The sequence below is a fragment of the Streptomyces xingningensis genome, assembly GCF_054957865.1.
Genome location: NZ_JBDJPF010000086.1, coordinates 1 through 19,753, shown reverse-complemented (window position 1 = coordinate 19,753; position 19,753 = coordinate 1). Strand labels below are relative to the sequence as shown.

26 protein-coding genes are annotated in these 19,753 nt (G+C 69.7%); 19 read left to right on the top strand and 7 right to left on the bottom strand.

Annotation, left to right across the window (positions count from 1 at the left end; all coding sequences use genetic code 11):
- The first annotated feature begins 686 nt into the window (after nt 1–686).
- Both ABCR83_RS29850 and ABCR83_RS29845 read left to right on the top strand, forming a co-directional pair.
- Entirely contained in the window at nt 687–1,046 is a 360-nt protein-coding gene (locus tag ABCR83_RS29850) for a histidine triad nucleotide-binding protein (protein ID WP_462698352.1), read from the top strand.
- A 16-nt stretch (nt 1,047–1,062) separates the two neighbouring features.
- The gene (locus ABCR83_RS29845) at nt 1,063–2,028 is read left to right on the top strand and encodes a ribonuclease Z (RefSeq protein WP_462698351.1); all 966 of its coding nucleotides are present in this window, start codon (nt 1,063–1,065) and stop codon (nt 2,026–2,028) included.
- A 79-nt stretch (nt 2,029–2,107) separates the two neighbouring features.
- Here ABCR83_RS29845 and ABCR83_RS29840 read toward each other — a convergent pair whose 3' ends face one another.
- Nucleotides 2,108–3,430: a family 4 glycosyl hydrolase gene (locus ABCR83_RS29840; RefSeq protein WP_462698350.1), complete on the bottom strand. Its 1,323-nt coding sequence runs from the start codon at nt 3,428–3,430 to the stop codon at nt 2,108–2,110.
- A gap of 70 nt (nt 3,431–3,500) precedes the next feature.
- Here ABCR83_RS29840 and ABCR83_RS29835 point away from each other — a divergent pair, with 70 nt between their 5' ends.
- From ABCR83_RS29835 to ABCR83_RS29810, 6 genes are all read left to right on the top strand, one after another.
- A complete protein-coding gene (locus ABCR83_RS29835) occupies nt 3,501–4,646 on the top strand; it encodes a carbohydrate kinase family protein (protein ID WP_462698349.1) in 1,146 nt (381 codons plus the stop codon).
- A gap of 122 nt (nt 4,647–4,768) precedes the next feature.
- Nucleotides 4,769–5,761, top strand: a complete 993-nt coding sequence (locus ABCR83_RS29830; protein ID WP_462698348.1) for a PhoH family protein — start codon at nt 4,769–4,771, stop codon at nt 5,759–5,761.
- Between the two features lie 12 nt (nt 5,762–5,773).
- The gene (gene ybeY / locus ABCR83_RS29825) at nt 5,774–6,271 is read left to right on the top strand and encodes an rRNA maturation RNase YbeY (protein WP_462698347.1); all 498 of its coding nucleotides are present in this window, start codon (nt 5,774–5,776) and stop codon (nt 6,269–6,271) included.
- Nucleotides 6,268–7,554 (top strand): hemolysin family protein, encoded by a 1,287-nt coding sequence (locus ABCR83_RS29820; RefSeq protein WP_462698346.1) that lies wholly within the window; start codon nt 6,268–6,270, stop codon nt 7,552–7,554. The genes ybeY and ABCR83_RS29820 overlap by 4 nt, the downstream gene beginning before the upstream one ends.
- A gap of 178 nt (nt 7,555–7,732) precedes the next feature.
- The gene (locus ABCR83_RS29815) at nt 7,733–7,969 is read left to right on the top strand and encodes a hypothetical protein (protein WP_462698345.1); all 237 of its coding nucleotides are present in this window, start codon (nt 7,733–7,735) and stop codon (nt 7,967–7,969) included.
- A complete protein-coding gene (locus tag ABCR83_RS29810; protein ID WP_462698344.1) occupies nt 7,966–8,301 on the top strand; it encodes a type II toxin-antitoxin system PemK/MazF family toxin in 336 nt (111 codons plus the stop codon). Before ABCR83_RS29815 ends, ABCR83_RS29810 begins: the two co-directional genes overlap by 4 nt.
- Nucleotides 8,302–8,454: 153 nt before the next feature.
- Here ABCR83_RS29810 and ABCR83_RS29805 read toward each other — a convergent pair whose 3' ends face one another.
- Complete coding sequence (locus tag ABCR83_RS29805) at nt 8,455–9,840, bottom strand: MFS transporter (RefSeq protein ID WP_462698355.1); 1,386 nt, start codon at nt 9,838–9,840, stop codon at nt 8,455–8,457.
- A 224-nt stretch (nt 9,841–10,064) separates the two neighbouring features.
- Between ABCR83_RS29805 and ABCR83_RS29800 the strand changes: the two genes are divergently transcribed.
- The 6 genes from ABCR83_RS29800 (at nt 10,065) to era (ending at nt 13,444) form a co-directional block, all read left to right on the top strand.
- Nucleotides 10,065–10,889, top strand: a complete 825-nt coding sequence (locus tag ABCR83_RS29800; RefSeq protein WP_462698353.1) for a helix-turn-helix transcriptional regulator — start codon at nt 10,065–10,067, stop codon at nt 10,887–10,889.
- Between the two features lie 64 nt (nt 10,890–10,953).
- Entirely contained in the window at nt 10,954–11,250 is a 297-nt protein-coding gene (locus ABCR83_RS29795; RefSeq protein WP_462698343.1) for a hypothetical protein, read from the top strand.
- Nucleotides 11,226–11,657 (top strand): DNA-binding protein, encoded by a 432-nt coding sequence (locus tag ABCR83_RS29790; protein WP_462698342.1) that lies wholly within the window; start codon nt 11,226–11,228, stop codon nt 11,655–11,657. The genes ABCR83_RS29795 and ABCR83_RS29790 overlap by 25 nt, the downstream gene beginning before the upstream one ends.
- 41 nt (nt 11,658–11,698) lie before the next feature.
- Nucleotides 11,699–12,061, top strand: coding sequence for a cytidine deaminase (locus ABCR83_RS29785; protein WP_462698341.1), 363 nt, complete (start codon nt 11,699–11,701; stop codon nt 12,059–12,061).
- Nucleotides 12,058–12,447: a hypothetical protein gene (locus tag ABCR83_RS29780; RefSeq protein WP_462698340.1), complete on the top strand. Its 390-nt coding sequence runs from the start codon at nt 12,058–12,060 to the stop codon at nt 12,445–12,447. Before ABCR83_RS29785 ends, ABCR83_RS29780 begins: the two co-directional genes overlap by 4 nt.
- A 55-nt stretch (nt 12,448–12,502) precedes the next feature.
- Entirely contained in the window at nt 12,503–13,444 is a 942-nt protein-coding gene (gene era / locus ABCR83_RS29775) for a GTPase Era (protein ID WP_462698339.1), read from the top strand.
- Nucleotides 13,445–13,499: 55 nt separating this feature from the next.
- Here era and ABCR83_RS29770 read toward each other — a convergent pair whose 3' ends face one another.
- On the bottom strand, nt 13,500–13,958 hold the full coding sequence (locus ABCR83_RS29770) for a PIN domain-containing protein (RefSeq protein ID WP_462698338.1): 459 nt from the start codon (nt 13,956–13,958) through the stop codon (nt 13,500–13,502).
- Nucleotides 13,948–14,217, bottom strand: coding sequence for a type II toxin-antitoxin system Phd/YefM family antitoxin (locus tag ABCR83_RS29765; RefSeq protein ID WP_462698337.1), 270 nt, complete (start codon nt 14,215–14,217; stop codon nt 13,948–13,950). The genes ABCR83_RS29770 and ABCR83_RS29765 overlap by 11 nt, the downstream gene beginning before the upstream one ends.
- A 146-nt stretch (nt 14,218–14,363) precedes the next feature.
- On the opposite strand from ABCR83_RS29765, the gene ABCR83_RS29760 reads away from it, so the two are divergent.
- A complete protein-coding gene (locus tag ABCR83_RS29760) occupies nt 14,364–15,107 on the top strand; it encodes a maleylpyruvate isomerase family mycothiol-dependent enzyme (RefSeq protein ID WP_462698336.1) in 744 nt (247 codons plus the stop codon).
- Between the two features lie 72 nt (nt 15,108–15,179).
- Here ABCR83_RS29760 and ABCR83_RS29755 read toward each other — a convergent pair whose 3' ends face one another.
- Nucleotides 15,180–15,365, bottom strand: a complete 186-nt coding sequence (locus ABCR83_RS29755) for a DUF1737 domain-containing protein (RefSeq protein WP_462698335.1) — start codon at nt 15,363–15,365, stop codon at nt 15,180–15,182.
- A gap of 19 nt (nt 15,366–15,384) precedes the next feature.
- Nucleotides 15,385–16,017, bottom strand: coding sequence for a TetR/AcrR family transcriptional regulator (locus ABCR83_RS29750; RefSeq protein WP_462698334.1), 633 nt, complete (start codon nt 16,015–16,017; stop codon nt 15,385–15,387).
- 92 nt (nt 16,018–16,109) lie between these two features.
- Here ABCR83_RS29750 and ABCR83_RS29745 point away from each other — a divergent pair, with 92 nt between their 5' ends.
- From ABCR83_RS29745 to ABCR83_RS29730, 4 genes are all read left to right on the top strand, one after another.
- Nucleotides 16,110–16,553 carry a DUF4345 domain-containing protein gene (locus tag ABCR83_RS29745; RefSeq protein ID WP_462698333.1) on the top strand — a complete coding sequence of 148 codons (444 nt, stop codon included), beginning with the start codon at nt 16,110–16,112 and terminating at the stop codon, nt 16,551–16,553.
- Nucleotides 16,554–16,734: 181 nt separating this feature from the next.
- Entirely contained in the window at nt 16,735–17,658 is a 924-nt protein-coding gene (locus ABCR83_RS29740; protein ID WP_462698332.1) for a hypothetical protein, read from the top strand.
- Between the two features lie 36 nt (nt 17,659–17,694).
- Nucleotides 17,695–18,030: a hypothetical protein gene (locus ABCR83_RS29735; protein WP_462698331.1), complete on the top strand. Its 336-nt coding sequence runs from the start codon at nt 17,695–17,697 to the stop codon at nt 18,028–18,030.
- Between the two features lie 237 nt (nt 18,031–18,267).
- Nucleotides 18,268–18,999 (top strand): SDR family oxidoreductase, encoded by a 732-nt coding sequence (locus ABCR83_RS29730; protein ID WP_462698330.1) that lies wholly within the window; start codon nt 18,268–18,270, stop codon nt 18,997–18,999.
- Between the two features lie 175 nt (nt 19,000–19,174).
- On the opposite strand, the gene ABCR83_RS29725 is transcribed toward ABCR83_RS29730, so the two are convergent.
- Nucleotides 19,175–19,753 (bottom strand): transposase (locus tag ABCR83_RS29725; protein WP_462698329.1); only part of this gene is annotated, 579 nt, incomplete at its 5' end.

The following is a 19,753-nucleotide window of genomic DNA, read 5'->3' as shown; positions in this document are numbered from 1 at the left end:
CCCCCCCCAAACCGCGAAGCGGTGCAGAAACACTCCACACCCAGCCCTGACCCGCGCTGGCTACTCTGCGGATGGACAAGGCGGCTCCCTCGGTGAACGCGGTTCGTAGGGGCAGCTGTTCATCGGGTCATGGGCTATGGGTTATGGGCTATGGGCTATGGGTCATGTGATGCGCAATCAGTCGCAGGCCCGCCCCGGTCCGCGCGGGTCGAGCCGCAGTAGGTCCTCCCGGCCGTTCACCGCCAGGGGACCGTAGCCGTGCGACTTCAGTCAACCGCACCGCCCCGCCGTGGTCTTGGCGACTGCATCGGGGAAGACCGTCGGCATGCTGACGTCCGTCGTGCCGTAGTGGCCGTAGTGAAGGTCGCGGCCGGAGGTCTGCGGCGGGACCGGATCGTGGTCGGCGGTGGTGCGCGCACCAGGAGGTCGGGCCGGCGGGTGGGCAGCCGGGCCGGGTGACAGGCCGGGCGGCCGGGGCCGGTGCTGCGGTGGTGGGCAGGGGCGTGGTCATTTGCCGTGGCTGGAGGCCGACCGGGGCCGCTGTGGAATCGTGAAATCCGGTGTTTTCGAAATAGCCGTGCATCATGGGACATTGAGTTATCAACTTCTGCTGAGAAGGCCAAAGCGCTGACGGCCCGGTAACATCCGGTCCACCAGTGAGTCGACGACCCGTGAGGAGCTCAGCGGTGGCGGGAGAACCGCAGGCCGACTGCCTGTTTTGCAAGATCGTCGCAGGAGAGGTGCCCGCGACCGTCGTCCGCGAGACCGGGACGACCGTCGCGTTCCGCGACATCAACCCCCAGGCGCCGACGCACGTCCTGGTGATCCCCAAGGTGCACTACCCGGACGCCGCCTCGCTGGCCGCCGCGGAGCCGCAGGTCATCGCCGACATAATGCGGGAGGCGGGCGAGGTCGCGGCCGGGGACAAGGTGGACGAGAAGGGCTACCGCGTCGTCTTCAACACCGGCACCGGTGCGGGCCAGACCGTCTTCCACGCCCATCTGCACGTACTGGGCGGGCGCGGCTTCAACTGGCCGCCGGGATAGGGCCCGGGACCGTTCCTTGTCCGCCAACGCGGTAAGGCCGTCAGGCCCGCGAGAACTCGTCGTCCTCGGCACCGCCAGCCAGGTGCCCACCCGGCATCGCAACCACAACGGCTATGTCCTGCGCTGGGACGGCGAGGGCCTGCTCTTCGACCCTGGCGAGGGCACTCAACGGCAGATGCTGCGCGCCGGGGTGAGCGCGCACGACCTGAACCGGATCTGCGTGACCCACTTCCATGGCGACCACTCGCTGGGCCTGGCCGGGGTGATCCAGCGCGTCAACCTGGACCGGGTGCCGCATCCCGTCACCGCGCACTACCCGGCGAGCGGGCAGCGCTTCTTCGACCGGCTGCGGTATGCCACCGCCTACCGCGAGACGGTGCGGCTGGCCGAGGAGCCGGTCTCCGGCGCGGGCCGGGTGCTGGCGAAGACCGCCGGATACGCCCTGGAGGCGCGCAGGCTCTCGCACCCCGTCGAGTCCTATGGCTACCGCCTGGTCGAGCATGACGGGCGGCGGATGCTGCCCGAGCGGCTGGCCGCGCGGGGGATCGGCGGGCCGGATGTGGGGCGGCTGCAGCGGGAGGGGGCGCTGGGGGCGGTCACCCTCGACGAGGTGAGCGAGCTGCGGCGCGGGCAGCGCTTCGCGTTTGTGATGGACACCCGGCTGTGTGAAGGCGTATACGAGCTGGCCGAAGGGTGCGACCTGTTGGTGATCGAGTCGACCTTCACCGACGAGGACGAGGGTCTCGCCGTGGAGTACGGGCACTTGACGGTGGGTCAGGCGGCCCGGGTGGCCGCGGAGGCGGGCGTGCGGCACCTGGTGCTCACCCACTTCTCGCAGCGCTATGACGATCCGGCGGTCTTCGAGCGGCAGGCCCGGGCGGCGAGGTTCGGGGGCGAACTCACTGTCGCCCGGGACCTGATGAGGGTTCCGGTGCCCAAACGGCTTATGGCGGGTAGTACATCGGGTTCGCACGGCGGATAGGCCGGTGCGGCGCGAAGCCAGGGGCTTTGCGCCGCACCGGTCGATGTCGCTCTTGTTGCGACTCCGCCTATGCCTCCGCTTACGCTCTCGCGCGCTCGAGGATGTGCTCCGCCACGGCCGGGGAGTCCACCAGCGGGTGCAGTCCCAGCGCGCGCAGCGCGGCGTTCCGGTCACCGTGCACGGCCGCCTCGATCACTCCCCGTTCGACCGCCTTGAGCTGGAGCATCAGCCCCAGTTGGTCCTCTCGCACCGGGGCGCACGGCAGTGGCTGGGCGCCCTTGGCGCTCACCTCGCAGACCGTTTCGATGACTGCCTCGTGGTCCAGCTCCGGCACGATGCCGCCATTGCGGACATTGAGGATCAGCCGGGCCCGCTCGTCCTGGGCCACCGCCCGCATCAGGGCCAGCGCCACCTTGTCGTAGCCGCCGCCCTCCAGGTCGCATGAGTCGCGCTGCCAGCCGCCGCTCGCCGCCCGGGCCTCCGCACCATAGGTCTCCTCGCGTCGGCGCCGGGCCCGCTGCCACAGCTCATACGCCCGCTCCGGCTCGGCCGCCGCCTCGGCGAAGAAACCGCCCTGCTGGTGATCGAGGAACTCGCCCCGGGTCTGCGCCGCTTCCCGCACCGAGCGCAGGGTCTCCCGGCGGAAGTAGTAGTAGTGCAGGTATTCATTGGGCAGCGCGCCCAGCGCCCGCAGCCAGGTGCCGCCGAACAGTTTGCCCTCCTCGATGGAGGACAGCGCCGGGTCGTCCGCCAGCAGGCCCGGCAGCAGCTCATGGTCGCCCAGCCGCAACGACCGCAGCCAGCCGAGGTGGTTGAGCCCCACATAGTCGTACTCGACCAGTTCCGGGTCCGCCCCCGCGGCCCGCGCCGCGCGCCGCACCAGGCCCACTGGCGAGTCACAGATCCCGATCACCCGGTCGCCCAGCACGGACGACATCGCCTCCGTCACCATCCCCGCCGGATTGGTGAAGTTGATGACCCAGGCATCCGGGGCGACCTCGGCCACCCGCCGGGCGATGTCCAGTGCCACCGGGACGGTCCGCAGCCCGTACAGCACCCCGCCCGCGCCGACCGTCTCCTGCCCCAACACGCCTTCGTCGAGGGCGAGACGCTCATCGCGCACCCGTCCAGCCGTGCCGCCCACCCGGATCGCCGAGAAGACGAAGTCCGTGTCGCGCAACGCCTCGTTCAGGCCATCGGCGAACCGGACCAACGGGGCGCCCGGCACCCCCTCCGCCTGTGCGGCCAGCACCGAGGCGATCACGCCCGCGCGAGCCGAGTCCGTGTCGTACAGCACCAGTTCAGTGACGCGGCCCGGCGCATCGCGCCGCGCGTCGTCCAATAGAGCCCGGTGTACCAAGGGCACCCGGAAACCGCCACCGCCGAGAATTGTCAGCCTCATGGCCGGAACGTACCGCAGCATCGGGCACACTGTCCGGATCCGCACCCTGTGAGAGGAGCAGCGAGTACGCATGTCGGATTCCCCGGCGCTTTCGTCGTCTTCGTCCTGTGCCACACCGCAGCCCGCTTTCGAGGGGGCGGCACCGGTCCTCGATCCCCTCGCCGAGGTCCGTTCCGGGGACGATCCGCCGACCGATGTCTACCTCACGGGCACCGTCTTCCTGGACATCATCTTCACCGGCCTGGCCTCGGCCCCGGTGCGCGGCACCGAGTCCTGGGCGCGTGGCATGGGCTCCAGCCCAGGCGGCATCGCCAACATGGCCACCGCGCTCGCCCGGCTGGGCCTGCGCACCTCGCTGGCCGCCGCCTTCGGCGACGACATGTACGGCGAGTACTGCTGGGAGGCCCTCTCCCGGGGCGAGGGAATCGACCTCGGCAAGTCGCGCACGGTGGCCGGCTGGCACTCTCCGGTCACCGTCTCCATGGCCTACGAGGGCGAGCGGACCATGGTGTCCCACGGGCACGAGGCGCCGCCGCCCGAGACGCCCGCCCCCGAGTGCCCGGTGCCGGCCCGCGCCGCGGTCGCCCTGCTGGAGCCCGGCAAGCGGGAGGAGTGGATCGCCAACGCGGCCCGCCGCGGCAGCCGGGTCTTCGCCGACGTGGGCTGGGACGACAGCGGCCGCTGGGACCCGGCGGACCTCGCCGACCTGGAGCACTGCGAGGCCTTCCTGCCCAACGCCGAGGAGGCCATGCGCTACACCCGCACCGAATGCCCGCGCGCCGCCGCCCGGGCGCTGGCGGAGAAGGTGCCGCTCGCCGTCGTCACCCTGGGCGAGCGCGGCGCCTACGCCGCCGACGGGCGCACCGGCGAGACGGCCGAGGTTCCGGCCATCGCGGTGGAGGCGCTCGACCCCACTGGTGCCGGGGACGTCTTCGTCGCCGGTTTTGTCACCGGCACCCTCGCCGACTGGCCGCTTGCCGACCGGCTCGCCTTCGCCTGCCTGACCTCGGCCCTGTCCGTGCAGGAATTCGGCGGTTCGCTCTCCGCGCCGGGCTGGGTGGAGATCGCCGCCTGGTGGCAGCACCTGCGTTCCTATGACGACCAGTCCCGGGACGCCCTGCGCCGCTATGCCTTCCTGGATGGCATCCTCCCGGCGGCCGTCCGCCCCTGGCCACTGCGCCGGGCGGTGCCCACGCTGGGCTTCCGCGGCCGCTGAGCGCCGTGCGTTCCCCGGGGCCCCGGTAAAACCCCTCGGTCTCGTCGGTACACCGTCGTACCCTTGGAACTCCAAGGATCTCGGACACAGAAAGAGGGATGAGCAGGCCAGAGAGCCGGCCCATGACTCAGACACCCACACGCGCGCAGGCACAGGCCCGCTTCACGGTTCCGGCGAAGCACCCCATGGTCACCGTCCTGGGGTCCGGCGACAAGCTCCTGCGCGTGATCGAGAAGGCGTTCCCGCACACAGACATCCATGTCCGGGGCAATGAGGTCAGCGCCACGGGGGAGCGGCATGAAGTCGCCCTCGTGCAGCGCCTGTTCGACGAGATGATGCTGGTGCTCCGGACCGGTGCGCCGATGACGGAGGATGCGGTGGAACGCTCGATCGCCATGTTGCGCAATGAGGACGGCCAGAGTGAGACACCGGCCGAGGTGCTCACCCAGAACATCCTCTCCAGTCGCGGTCGTACCATCCGTCCCAAGACGCTCAACCAGAAGCGCTATGTGGACGCCATCGACAAGCACACCGTGGTCTTCGGCATCGGCCCGGCCGGCACCGGCAAGACCTATCTGGCCATGGCCAAGGCGGTGCAGGCGCTGCAGTCCAAGCAGGTCAACCGGATCATCCTGACCCGGCCTGCCGTCGAGGCGGGCGAGCGCCTGGGCTTCCTGCCCGGCACCCTCTACGAGAAGATCGACCCCTATCTGCGGCCGCTCTACGACGCCCTGCACGACATGCTCGACCCCGACTCGATCCCGCGGCTGATGGCGGCGGGGACGATCGAGGTGGCGCCGCTGGCATATATGCGAGGTCGCACCCTCAATGACGCCTTCATCATCCTCGACGAGGCCCAGAACACCAGCCCCGAGCAGATGAAGATGTTCCTCACCCGGCTCGGCTTTGACTCCAAGATCGTGATCACGGGTGACATCACCCAGATCGACCTGCCGGGCGGCACCAAGAGCGGGCTCCGCCAGGTCCAGGAAATCCTGGAGGGCGTGGAGGACGTTCACTTCTCTCGTCTCACCAGCAACGATGTGGTCCGGCACAAGCTGGTCGGCCGTATCGTGGACGCATACGAGCAGTACGACAGCCGCAATGGAAAGTAACTGATCAGCACCATGGCGATCGACGTCAACAACGAATCCGGCACGGAGGTCGACGAGCAGGCGATCCTCGATGTCGCCCGCTACGCCCTGGCCCGGATGCGCATCCACCCGCTCTCCGAACTCTCGGTGATCGTCGTTGACGCCGAGGCCATGGAGCAGCTCCACGTCCAGTGGATGGATCTGCCCGGGCCCACCGATGTGATGTCCTTCCCGATGGACGAACTGCGTCCGCCGGCCAAGGACGACGACGAGCCGCCGCAGGGCCTGCTCGGCGACATCGTGCTGTGCCCGGAGGTCGCGAAGAAGCAGGGCGAGGACGCGCCGACCCAGCACTCGATGGACGAGGAGCTCCAGCTCCTCACCGTGCACGGGGTCCTGCACCTCCTCGGCTACGACCACGAGGAACCCGACGAGAAGGCCGAGATGTTCGGCCTCCAGGCCGCGATCATCGACGGCTGGCGCGCCGATCGCGGTATCGAAGGGGCCTCCCCGGCCCCCACGATCACGTGACCGGCCAACTGATCACCGCCGCGGTCCTGCTGCTCGTCGTCGCCTGGCTCGCCGCCTGCGCCGAGGCCGGGCTCTCCCGCACCACGCGCTTCGCCGCGGAGGAGGCGCTGCGGCTCGGGCGGCGGGGCAGCGGCAAGCTGATGGCCGTCGCCGCCGACCCGACCCGCTATCTCAATGTGGTGCTGCTGGTGCGCATCGCCTGTGAGATGGCGGCCGGGGTCATGGTCGCCTATGTCTGTCTGCAGGAATTCGAGGAGACCTGGCAGGCGCTGCTGGTCGCCGTCGCGGTGATGGTCCTCGTCTCCTATGTGGCCGTCGGCGTCTCCCCGCGGACCATCGGCCGCCAGCATCCGGTGGGCACTGCCACGGCGGCGGCGTACGTCCTGCTGCCGCTCGCCCGGATCATGGGCCCGGTGCCCCAGCTGCTGATCCTCATCGGCAATGCCCTCACCCCCGGCAAGGGCTTCCGGATGGGCCCGTTCGCCTCCGAGGCGGAGCTGCGGGCGATGGTCGACCTGGCGGAGAAGGAGTCCCTGATCGAGGACGAGGAGCGCCGCATGGTGCACTCCGTCTTCGAGTTGGGCGACACTCTGGTCCGCGAAGTGATGGTGCCCCGCACCGACTTGGTCGTCATCGAGCGCGGCAAAACCATCCGGCAGGCGCTCACTCTGGCGCTGCGCTCGGGCTTCTCCCGGATCCCGGTGACCGGCGAGAACGAGGACGACATCGTCGGCATTGTCTACCTCAAGGACCTCGCCCGTAAGACGCACATCAGCCGGGACGCCGAGTCCGAGCTGGTCTCGACGGCCATGCGGCCCGCGGTCTTTGTGCCCGACACCAAGAATGCGGGCGATCTGCTGCGCGAGATGCAGCAGCAACGCAACCACTGTGCGGTCGTCATCGACGAGTACGGGGGCACGGCCGGGATCGTCACCATCGAGGACATCCTGGAGGAGATCGTCGGCGAGATCACCGACGAGTACGACCGCGAACTCCCGCCCGTGGAGGAACTGGGCGAAGGCCGCTACCGGGTCACGGCCCGGCTCGACATCGGCGACCTCGGGGAGCTGTACGGGCTGGAGCTGGACGACGAGGACGTGGAGACGGTGGGCGGACTGCTCGCCAAGTCGCTGGGCCGGGTTCCGATCGCCGGTGCGGTGGCGCAGGTTCCGCTGACCGAGCGGGGCACCGACCCGTCCGTGACGGGCCTCAGGCTGACCGCCGAGGCGGCGGCGGGCCGCCGGAACCGGATCGTGACGGTGCTGGTGGAGCCGGTGAGGTAGGGGCTCTGCCCCTGCCCTTTCGGCAATGCCCGCAGCCGCTTGGGGAGTTGGGACTCCGGGAAGCGGTAGGTGTCCGGGGCCGGGGCATCCCTACTACCCCTTCCGACCCCGCAGCCCGACCGCCACCAGCACGCCGACGGCCGTCACGATCGATATGCGAAGTAGTATGCTCGGCAATATGTCAACACGTGAGCGCATTACCGTGACCCTGCCGAGCGACGTCCTCGCGGCGATCCGTACCGAGGCGGCCGGGAACGTCTCCGCCTACACTGCCCGCGCCCTCAAGGCCCAGGCCGTACGCGACGCTGCCGATCGCCTGGCCGCCTGGCAGGACGGCCCCGGCCGGCAGCAGTCGGAAGACCTCCACCAGTTCGCCCTCGACCAGCTTGACGACACCCTCGGGGGTATCCGTTGACCGCGAATCCCCCCATCCGCCGCCGGCAGGTGTGGGAGATCACCACGCTGAGAGGGCGCCGTCACGCGTTCGTCGTGCTCGAAGCTGACGCCGCGATGGCTGCCTACCCGCGCACCGTCGTAGTCGCAGTCCTCGACACATCCGGCACCGCCCCCGACACACTGCTGTCCGCCCCCGTCACCAAGCCTCTGGATGCCGTGGTGATCGGAACACAGCTCCACACGTTCACCGCCGCACAGATCACCTCCGGTACCTGCCTGGGTACCGTGCCGGAGGAGCAGATGGAACACGTCTCCCGCTCAATCCGGCTCTCCCTCGACTTGTCCGACTGAACCTCAAAACGCCGAGATGTGCACGATCAAGGCCGAAGAAAGCTGGACGGGACAAGACCGCACGGGCCCGCTTCTTGGTCACACTCGAAGAACCCGTGCGGCCCTCGCCGCGTCACGCTCCGCGTCAGCCCCGCTCGATCGCGGGCGAAGTCGTCAGCGCATGCGCCGCCGCAGCCCGACCGCCACCAGCACACCGACGGCCGCCACGATCGCCGCGTCCACGCCCAGCCCGAGCTTGATGCCGCCCAGCGTCGCGTCCGCAAAGCCGGAACCGCCGTCCCGGAGCGAGGAGATCCGGGCCGAGGACAGCGCGCTCAGCAGCGGGATGCCGATGGTGATGCCGATCTGCTGGGAGCTGGTCACCAGACCCGTGGCCAGACCCTGCTCGTCGTCCGACAGCCCCGACGTCGCGGTGACGCCGTAGGCGACGATCGCCCAGAGATGGCCGACGCACGCGAGCGACACCGCGGCCAGCGCCAGCCAGGCGCCCGACCCCGTGCCCAGGCCCAACAGCGCGGCGGTGAAGGCCGCTTGCACCAGCAGACCGGCCACCAGCGTGTTGCGCGCCCCGAACCGGGCGATGACCTTGGGTGCCGTGACACCGGCGAGCGCCGCGAGCACACCCTGGACGCCGAAGACCAGGCCGGTGCGGAAGGCCGAGAGCTCCAGCACCTCTTGCAGGTACAGGGTGAGGAGGAAGACGACCGTGCTCATCATCGCGAAGGTGACCAGTCCGCCCAGGTTTCCCCAGGCGACGTTCCGGCGCCGGAGCATCGGCAGCGACACCAGCGGCTGGGCGGTCCGCGACTCGATGACCACAAAGGCGGCGAGCAGTACCGCTCCCGCGATCAGCGTGACGATGACGTCCGCACCGCCGAAGCCGCGCTGGGCGGCGGTGGACAGGGCGTAGATCAGTGCCAGCAGTCCGCCGGTGACGGTGACCGCGCCGGGAACGTCGACCCGGGGCCGCTGCGGATGCCGGGACTCGGTCAGCAGCCCGGGCGCCACCGCCAGTACGCCCACCCCCGCCACCGCGAGCAGGCCCATCGTGGAGCGCCAGCCGAGCGCGTCCGTCATCACGCCGCCCAGCACCATGCCGATGGTGAAGCCGAGGGACAGCAGAGTGCCGCTGATGCCCAACGCCCGTTGGCGCTGCGGCCCTTCGGCGAACGTAGTGGTCAGCAGGGACATCCCGGTCGGCACGATGACGGCCGCGCCCAGCCCCTGCAGCGCGCGTCCGGCCAGGAAGGACGTGGGGTCCCAGGCGAGCGTGGCGAGCACCGACGCGGTGGTGAACAGGGCGAGCCCGGTGAGGAACAGCTTCCGCCGCCCGTAGCGGTCGGCTATCCGTCCGAAGAGCAGCAGGAAGCCGCCGGACGGCAGGGCGAAGGCGGTGACCGCCCATTGGAGGTCGGCCTGGCCCATGCCGAGGGAGTCGCCGAGGACGGGCAGGGCGACATTGAGGATGGAGAAGTCGAGCGCGACGATGAACTGCGCGGCGCACAGCACCAGCAGGATCAGCTTCGCGCGGGCGGTCATGTGGGATTCCGCCGTCGGCGATAGGGAGTCATCGACGGCTTCGTAGGTGTCGAGGGACATGGTCAACACCTTGCGGCTCCCGGAATACTCGTGGGGAGACAGTGCTTATGGTGTTGGCGGTACCAACAGGCAGGCAGGGGGAACCATTGATCACCACATCGCAGTCCCGGACGCCCGGATCCGGCACCGAGGAGCGCCGCCGCCCGGAACTGCGCGCGTTCCTGATGAGCCGCCGCGCTCGGGTCTCCCCGGCCGAAGCGGGCCTGCCGGACGGCGGCGCCCGCCGACGCACCCCCGGGCTGCGCCGTGAGGAGGTCGCCGTGCTCGCCGGGGTCGGCGTCAGCTGGTACCAGTGGCTGGAGCAGGGGCGCGAGATCACCGTCTCCCCGCAGGTGCTGGACTCGGTGGCCCGGGTCCTCAGGCTGGACGGGACGGAGCGCCGCCATCTCTACGTCTTGGCCGGCTTGAACCCGCCGCCGGTCGAGCGCGACCACGCCGACCCGGACTATCTGTGCGAGGGCCTGCACCGGCTGATCGACGGCTGGATGCCCAACCCGGCGCACATCATGGACCCCTACTGGAACACCGTCGCCTTTAACGAGGCGGCCCAACTGATCTTCGGTTTCAGCCCGGAGACCCGGCAGAACTGTCTGGTCGACTTCTTCACCGACCCCGTCTACCGCTCGCGCTCGGCGAACTGGGAGGACAACGCCCGCGATGTCGTCGCCCAGTACCGAGCCGCCTGGTCGGAACACCCGGGCGACGAGGGATTCGCCGAGATCGTCGCCGAACTGTCCCGGGCGAGCGAGGAGTTCGCCCGGCTGTGGGCGTGCAACGACGTGATGCCCCAGGGTCAGTTGGTCAAGGAGTACGAGCACCCGCTGGTCGGCACGCTGTACCTGGAGGTCACCCACCTGCGCGTCCCGGCCCGCCCGGACCTGGTGATCGTGATGGACAACCCGGTGCCGGATTCGGGCACGGCGGCCAAGCTGGAGTGGCTGAGCACGCCGGAGAGCCGGCGGAGCGGGATGTACCGGGTGGCGGGGTGAGGTTGCCTCACCCGGGTGAGTGAACGCTACCCGGGTTTCCCAACCCGTTGATAACGTGGAAGGCATGGACGAGTCGGCATCGCACCCGATTGGTGAGGGTCCCGCTGTGCGCGTGAGCCTGTCACTGCCCGAGGGAACGGCAGTCGCGATCCGTGAGCGGGTGGGCAAGGGCGAGTTCTCGGCATTCCTCGCCTCCGCCGCGGAACGTGAGCTGCGCGGCCTGATCATCGACGAGATCTACGCGGATCATGTCGAGCGCAATGGTCCGGTGCCGGATGAGGTCGTGCGCCAGGTGGCGGCCGAGTTCGACGCGCTGTTCCACGGGGAGGGTGACGAGTGGCACGCAAGTCCGGCGGCGTAGGCGGTGGCTGCCTCTTCCTCGACTGCGATGGGCTGTCCCGACTGATCGCTGACGACCGCCGGGTCGTGGAGCGGGTGCACACCGCCCGCCGCCATGGGATGAACGTGGCGACCAGCTCGCTCACCATCGTTGAAGCGATTCATGACCGAGTCGACAAGGCTCGTCTGAACTGGGTGCTTTCCGGCATCGACATCAAGGACGCGACCGAGCGCATCGGCCGGGAAGCATCGCGGCTTCTCCTGGCAGCGGGGCTGCACGGTCACAAGTACGCCGTCGATGCCGTGGTCGCCGCCACGGCGATGGCCCAGCCGGGGCCGGTGATGGTGGTGACCAGCGATGTCGAAGACCTCACGGTCCTCTGCGACGTGGCTGACCGGCCCAAGCGTGTGGTCATCGTCTCCGCCTGAGCCGATCCAACCGCGGCCGGCGGCCGCATATGCTCCCCGGCATGACCGACAACACCGCCCTGGACCCCGAGGACCGCAAGCTCATCACCCTCGCCCGCGCCACCCGCGCCCGTAACGCCGTCCCCGAGGGCGCGGCCGTGCGGGACGAGACGGGCCGTACGTACGTCGCCGGAACGGTCGCCCTCGACTCGCTGCGCCTCAGCGCGCTCCGGACGGCCGTCGCGATGGCCGTGGCCAGCGGCGCGAAGTCGCTGGAGGCGGCCGCGGTGGTGTCGGAGGCGTCCGCCGTCCCGGACGCGGACCGCGCGGCGGTACGGGACCTGGGCGGGCCGGACACCCCGGTGCTGCTCGCTGCCCCGGACGGCACGCTGCGCGCCACGCTCGGCGCAGAGAGTGACCGATGACCGCGACGTCGCCGGCGAAAGGCGTCGAGACCGGCTTTACCTGGGTATTCGCGGGTGTCACGGCTCTGATGGCGGTGAGCCTGGTCGTGGACTGGAGAAGCGGCAAGGGCTTCGACTGGAGCACCTCCGCCCTCCTGCTGATGCTCGGCTCGCAGGCGGTGCGCGATGTTCTGCAGATACGGGGCATGGAGCGCGCCGCCGCCCGCACCGGAACCGTCGGCAACTGGCTGCTCGTACCCGCGGCCGCCATGCTGTGGGCCGAAGTGATCATCGGCTGGAACAAGAGCAAGGGCACATCCTGGCTCCCGTTGACGGCAGCGGTGGCGCTCTCTCTCGGCGCGGTGGCGGCGGGTGTGATCGCCCTGCGCCGCAGACGCAAGGCCTGACCGCCCGGGAGAGCCGTGGTCGGGGGCTCGCGGGGGATCGGGGAGAATGATGGGTATGGAAAGAGCCTCCTCCCCCTCCCAGGCGCCCCACCGCGCGGGCTTCGCGTGCTTCGTCGGCCGCCCCAACGCGGGCAAGTCGACCCTGACCAACGCACTGGTGGGGACGAAGGTCGCGATCACCTCCAACCGCCCGCAGACCACCCGGCACACCGTTCGCGGCATCGTGCACCGCCCCGACGCCCAGCTCGTCCTGGTCGACACCCCCGGCCTGCACAAGCCGCGCACCCTGCTCGGCGAGCGGCTCAACGATGTGGTCCGCACCACCTGGGCCGAGGTCGATGTCATCGGCTTCTGCCTGCCCGCCGACCAGAAGATCGGCCCCGGCGACCGCTTTATCGCGAGCGAGCTCGCCGGGATCAAGAAGACCCCCAAGATCGCCATCGTCACCAAGACGGACCTGGTGGACTCCAAGGCCCTGGCCGAGCAGTTGCTCGCCATCCAGCGGCTGGGCGAGGAGCTGGGCATCGAGTGGGCCGAGATCGTCCCGGTCTCGGCCACCGCCGGCCAGCAGGTCTCGCTCCTCGCCGACCTCCTGGTCCCCCTCCTCCCCGAGAGCCCCCCGCTCTACCCCGAGGGCGACCTCACCGACGAGCCCGAGCAGGTCATGGTCGCCGAGCTGATCCGCGAGGCCGCGCTCGAGGGCGTACGGGACGAACTCCCGCACTCCATCGCCGTCGTCGTCGAGGAGATGATCCCGCGCGAGGACCGCCCCAAGGACAAGCCGCTGCTCGACATCCACGCCAACGTCTACATCGAGCGCCCGAGCCAGAAGGGCATCATCATCGGCCCCAAGGGCGCCCGGCTGAAGGAGGTCGGCGTGAAGTCCCGCAAGCACATCGAGGCACTGCTGGGCACGCCGGTCTACCTGGACCTGCACGTCAAGGTCGCCAAGGACTGGCAGCGGGACCCCAAGCAGCTGCGGCGGCTGGGGTTTTAGGGCCTCCCGGGAGTAGGGGCGTGCAGGCGTATGGCGCTGGTTCGCAGCGGATGACCTACCGGTCGTGGAGCACCGTCGGGCGGGTGACCGGCACGATGGTGAGGAGATCATCCAGCCCCTTGAAGTCGTCGGGGTCGGTGGTGAACAGGGGGAGACGCTCGGCGATGGCAATCGCTGCAATCATCAGGTCGGCCACCCGGCGCCGGGGTTTCCGGCCGCTGCTGATCACGGCAGCGCAGACTCTGCCGTAGATGCGGGCTGCATCGGCGGTGAAGGGGATGGGGTCGAACTCGTTCTCGGCGCGCTGCAGCACGTCCATGCGCCGGGCGCGCTCGATGCGTTCGTCGTAGTCGTCTTGCTCGGCATTGCTGCGCACCTGGTGCGGACCTGCGGAGAGCTCTGCCAGGGTGATGGCGCTGATGGCCATCTCGGCCGGGAGCTCTTCGGGGGCGATCCACCTGCGCAGGATCATGATGTCGGTGCCGAGGAGCCCCTGCTCGTGTTCAGCGGGCATAGGGGTCATCCGGCACCTGGTCGACGGCGACATCCTGGTCCGCACGGAAGGCATCCGGAGAGATGTCCGGAGCGGTACGGGACATGGCCGCGAACTCGCCCCGTGGCACAAAGCGTCGGCGGCGGCGCAGCGGGATCAGCTCACCGATGTGATGACCGTCCCGGGTGACGGTGAAGGACTGCCCGTCCTGAACGGCGTCCATGATCTCTTTGGACCTGGTACGCAGATCGCGTTGGGTGATTTCGGGTTGAGCTGCCATGCATCCAGGGTAGTCGGATGTGCCACAGCGTGCTACCGGGTAGCACTCTACGGTTCCCGGAATTCACCCGCCCCGCCCAGGGCCTCCTCACCGCGGTGCGCCGCACCCGCGAACAACTGGCCCTGCCGCGCTGGCACACTCACGGCATGGAGACTGCCGAGTTCATCGAAACACTGCGGGACGAGGGGCGGTTGTTCGCGGACGCCGCGGAGCGGGCCGACGCCGACGCCCCCGTTCCCGGGTGCCCGGGATGGCTGGTACGAGACCTCGTCATCCATCTGGGGAGGGTCCACCGCTGGGCCACGGCATTCGTGGCCGAGGGCGGACAGCGGCCGGTACGGCTGCCCGGCGCACCGGAGTTGGACGACCAGGCGCTCGTGCCCTGGCTGCGCGAGGGGCACGGCCGCCTGGTCGGGACATTGAGCGCGGCCCCGCCCGACCTCTCCTGCTGGACGTTCCTGCCCGCGACCTCACCGCCGGCCTTCTGGGCGCGACGACAGGCCCATGAGACCGCGGTGCACCGGGTGGACGCGGAATCCGCACTCGGCGGTCCCCTCTCGCCGGTGCGGCCCGCCTTCGCGGCCGACGGGATCGACGAGTTGCTCCGTGGCTTTCATGGCCGCGGCAATTCGCCGGTCCGCACCGAATCCCCGCGCGTGCTGCGGATCCGGCCCACGGATGTGCCGGGGACCGCCTGGACGGTGCACCTCTCGGACGGCCCGCCCCGGACGGAACGCACCGCCGAGGTGCGGGGTGCGGTCGACTGCGAGTACGAGGGGTTGGCGGCCGACTTGTATCTCGTGCTGTGGAACCGGCTTCCGGTGGAGGCGGTGAGGGTTACCGGTGATGCGTCGTTGGCCCAGATGTGGCGCGATCTCTCCGGGACTTGATTCCTTCGCGGTGGCTCAAGCGCCGTGATCGGTCCACCAGTTGGTGAACGAACACCGCTGCTCCCGAGGTCGCTACGGCAGTGCCGGCCAGACCAGCGCCTGGGCGACGATGACGTTCTCGCCGTTGAAGGTGACGGCGGGGCCGCCGTGCAGTTCGTAGCCAAGGCCAATCGCCTCGCTCACCCGTTGGCAGAACGCGGCGTTGTCCGGACCGGTCAGGACTCGGTAGACAGGCAATCCGTTTGGTGGCGTGCTCATGAGGAGAAGGATCTCATCCTCACCCGTCGACCGAGCCGCCGGGCCGGCCTGCCGTGGGTGGGATGGGGTCGTTGGCGAGCAATGGCCGGAGGGCGCCGAGAAGCGCGCCGATGCAGATGTCGCGGAGCTGGGTGCGGGTGCAGGTCTCATGAGTGAGCCAGTCCAGGCAGAGGACCTGGACGAAGACCAGCCAGCTCTTCAGGGCGGCGGACGCGGTCTCACGGGCGCTGTCGTCCGCGAGCGGGAGTGCGGCCAGCAGCCGTGTGCGGAGTGTGTCCAGCTCGTTTGTCGTGATCGACTGGATCACCGGGTCGCCCGCGAGAGCCCGGTTTGTGGCGAGGACGGTGTTGCGGTTGGCCACAAAGTGGTCGAGGTGGACGTCCATGCCCTGGATGAGCTGCTCCACCAGGGAGTCGGCGGGGTCGAGCCGGGTTTCGGCGAGCAGTCGGTCCGCCGCCTGTTGGTGGACGGCCGCGAAGAGGGCGTGCTTGCTGGGGAAGTGGCGGTAGAGCAGGGCTCGGGAGATGCCGGCCTCGCTGGCGACTTCCTCCATCAGCACGTCGTCGTACGGGCGCGCGGCGAAGAGCTGTGCTCCGACGGAGAGGAGTTGGGCGCGGCGGTCGGCGGGGCTGAGTCGCTGGCGGGGAGGCACAAACGCAGATTACTTGACATGTGTCTACTGGCGCACTCAGTCTAGTAGATGAATGTCAACTAAGGCTCTCTCGCGAGACGTTGGGAGGGATCATGGCAAGGGTTCTGCGGGCACTCGCACAACTGATGGGCTGGGCCTGTGTACTGATCGGTATGGGTCACGTGATACTCGGCAACGCGGCGATCCCCGGCGCAGGTTCTGCCGGCGCGACGGTCGACAGCTGGGGCCGGTTCATGGGGGCCATCTTCGTCGGCTACGGGCTGGCCTGGCTCTGGGCCGCCCGGCAGCGGCCCATCCCGGCTCGGGCGGTGTGGTGGCTGGCCGGCGTCCTTCTGCTGGGTGGCGCGGGCCGGCTGCTCTCGCTCGCCGTGCACGGTTGGCCGCAGTGGTTCCAGATCCCACTGGCAGTGATCGAGCTCGGCCTGCCGCCGGTCTTCTTCTGGCTGGCCGACGCGGAGGAACGAGCTCTGCACAGCGGCGCGGAGGCCGTGCCCGCCGGGTGCGGCGTCACCGCCCAAGGCGGTCGGCACGGGTGACCGCAGCCGGTGTGGCGACCGGGCCCGCGCGGCCCGCGGCTACGCCCGCCGCTCGCAGGGCAGCAGCTGACGTGTTTCGCGCGCCCGGCGCGATTTCAATTCTGCGGAAATGATTGACCCGCCTCACCGGGCGCGATACCACCAAGGGGCACGAGTTTCCCAACAGTTGAGGAGAGCCGGCATGCTGCGCATTGACGTCAGTATTTTCTCCGGCCGCCCCGACCCATCCTGGATCATCACCGATGAGAGCACGGTGAGAAGTCTGTTATCGGATGTGGCCGACGCGGCGGAAGAAGCGGTGGGGATACCCGGGGCGGGCTACGACGGCCTGGGATATCGCGAGGTCGTGGTCTCCGCCGTCAGCGATGACGAGCCCTGGCCCGAGTCCCTGCCCCGCAGCTTCTCCCTGGGCACCCTGGGTGCCCGTGACCTCGGCCGCTCGGCCGAGCTGGCCCGCCGGGTCGTGGAGGGCATGACCCGCCACACGGACACCGGACTGGCCGAGCACGAACAGACGCCGCTCGACGACGAGCTGCGTGACCTGGTGCTCCACGAGATCGACGCCTTCGCGGCCGCCCCGCCGACGTGGACACGGTCCCCGGAGCTTGCCGTGCATCCCGCGCGCACCACCGCTCAGGAAGCCGAGCCGACCGTCACCTGCTACATCGAACTCGGCGCGTACAACCCCGGGTTCTGGAACACCCCGGCGGTCCAGCCCAAGAACAACTGCTACAACTACGCGCGCAACGTCCGCACCGACACCTTCGCCCAGCCCGGCCGGGCACACGGAGCCCAGACCGGGATCATGGCCTGTCCGAACGTCACCCAGGCCACCCTGGCCGACCGTCTCGTCCGGCGCGGCCAGTGCCTGCCGGACGGCGAAAAGCCCCGCTGGCTCATGGCACTTGTCGTCTGGCCGGGCAAGGACTATCACTGGTACCGGTTCCACAACGGCAATTTCTGGGGCCACAAACCCGGCACGACGCCGGCCCGGAACTACGACGACAGCGGTCACCAGATCTCAAACCCGGAAACGTGCAACCGCGGCGGCTACCGTGATTTCTGCGGGTACTTCTATGCCGGACGCTCGGTCGTCATCAGGTGAGACCGAGGGGCGCGAAGAGAACGTGAAGAGGAATTCATGCTGGTGGAGCTGGATCTGTTCAGTGGTCGCCCCAATCCCCATTGGCGCCTCGATCCCGGTGCCGCCGAGGAATTCCGCGCGCTGACGGCCGGCCTCCCGCCCGCAGGACCGGCGGCCCGGCCCCCGTCCCCGGGGCTGGGCTACCGCGGCTTCACGGTCACGGACGCCGACCGCATGATCCATGTCTTCGCCGGCCGGGTGACCGAGGGGACCATGTCCCGGACCGACCCGGACCGGTCCCTGGAACACTGGCTGCTGACCCGGCTGCCCCCGTCGCTGCGACACCTCCGCTCCGTGGTGGCCGAGGCGCTCGAGGACGGTCCGGACGACTGACGCAGCGTGCCCGGCGAGCCCTTCGTCGGCCGCCCCCGCACTCGGCCCGTTCTGCGACCACGGGCCGCACGGCCACCGTCACGTCATGGCCCCTTCGCCCCGCGAATCGTAAGCCTGCCGCACCCATCGGTGACACAGCCATGCACCTTCACAGGCCGAACGCCAGGGCGGATTCCCGCCAGCGCCGGCGATCACCGTCCCGTTTTATGAACCAGCAACCAACGACGAGGAGGGTTCATGAACGGCAAGGCGGTTCTGGTGACAGGTGGCAGCCGGGGGATCGGCGCGGCGATCGCGCTGGCCATGGCCGAGGCGGGAGCCGATGTGGCCATCACCTACACGGCCAACGAGGCGGCGGCCAAGGAAGTGACCCGCAGGATCGAGGCGGTCGGCCGCCGAGGCATCGCCCTCAGGGCGGACGCGGGCGACGTCGGTGATGCGGTGGCCGCCGTGGACTGGGCGGTGCAGACGCTCGGCCGGCTCGACGTGCTGGTCAACAACGCGGGCGTGGGCGTGCTGGGCCCGCTCGCCGGGCTGACGCCGGCCGACGTCGACCGCGTGCTCGCGGTCAACGTACGGGGTGCCTTCCTCGCCTCGCAGGCCGCAGCGGGCCACATGAGCCAGGGGGGCCGGATCATCACCATCGGCACCTGCATGACCCAGCGGGTACCGGGCCCCGGCGGAACGCTCTACGCGATGAGCAAGTCGGCGCTGACCGGGCTCACCAAGGCCCTCGCCCGGGAGCTCGGCGAACGGGGCATCACCGCCAACATCGTCCACCCGGGGCCGGTCGACACCGACATGAACCCGGCCGACGGACCCTACGCGGCCCCCCAGGCCGCGATGACGGCCCTCGGCCGATTCGGCCGGCCTGAGGAGGTCGCAGCCATGGTCACCTACCTCGCCGGAGACGGGGCCGCCTACATCACCGGATCCGAGTTCTCCGTCGACGGCGGCCACGCCGCCTGATCAGGCCGGACAGTGCCCTGCCTCTCGTCGTCTCCCGTCGTCTTGCTTTCGGCGACGGGAGACAGGGCTTCGACCGTAGAAGGCCGCCTCCTCCAGGGGAGGCCCTCGGGAGGCGAGGTCGCGTCCGCGGAGCGGTGGGAAAGGGCTCGACGCGGTAGTTCCGTGAGCGTTGATGTTACGCGGCTTGCTCGAGTGCGGCGGCGGTCTCAGCGGGCGTCTTGTGGAGGGTGGTTGGGGGTTCGAGGAGGGCTCGGCGGAGGTCTTGCAGGGTGCGCAGGGCCTTGGGTGTCATGGTGAGGCCGTGCCAGCCGCGTGTGGCGCGGTCCAGGACGGCCCAGATGAGGCTGACGCAGGAGGTCTCGCCGGGGAAGCGGCCGATGGCCTTCACGCGGCGGCGGGTCTCGCCGAAGGTCTGCTCGATGAAGTTGGAGTGCCGGATGCGCTTGTGGTGTTCGGCGGGGAAGCGCAGGTAGACGGTGAGGGTGGCCCGGTCGTCGGCCATGGCGCGCATCGCGGCGGGGTAGGCGCCGGCCCACTGGTCGATGAACGTGTCGATGCGCCGTTGCACCGCCTCGGCGAGTTGTCGGCCCGGCGCGGTGTTCTTCAGTTGCTCGTCGCTGGTGTCGAAGCAGGCCCGGAACCCGGCGTGGACGGCTTCCTGGTCGTCTTTGCCGGTCTTTGCGAGGACGTTGCGCAGTTTGTGAACGGTGCACCTCTGGCGCAGGGCTTTGGGGAAGACCTGCTCGGCCGCGCT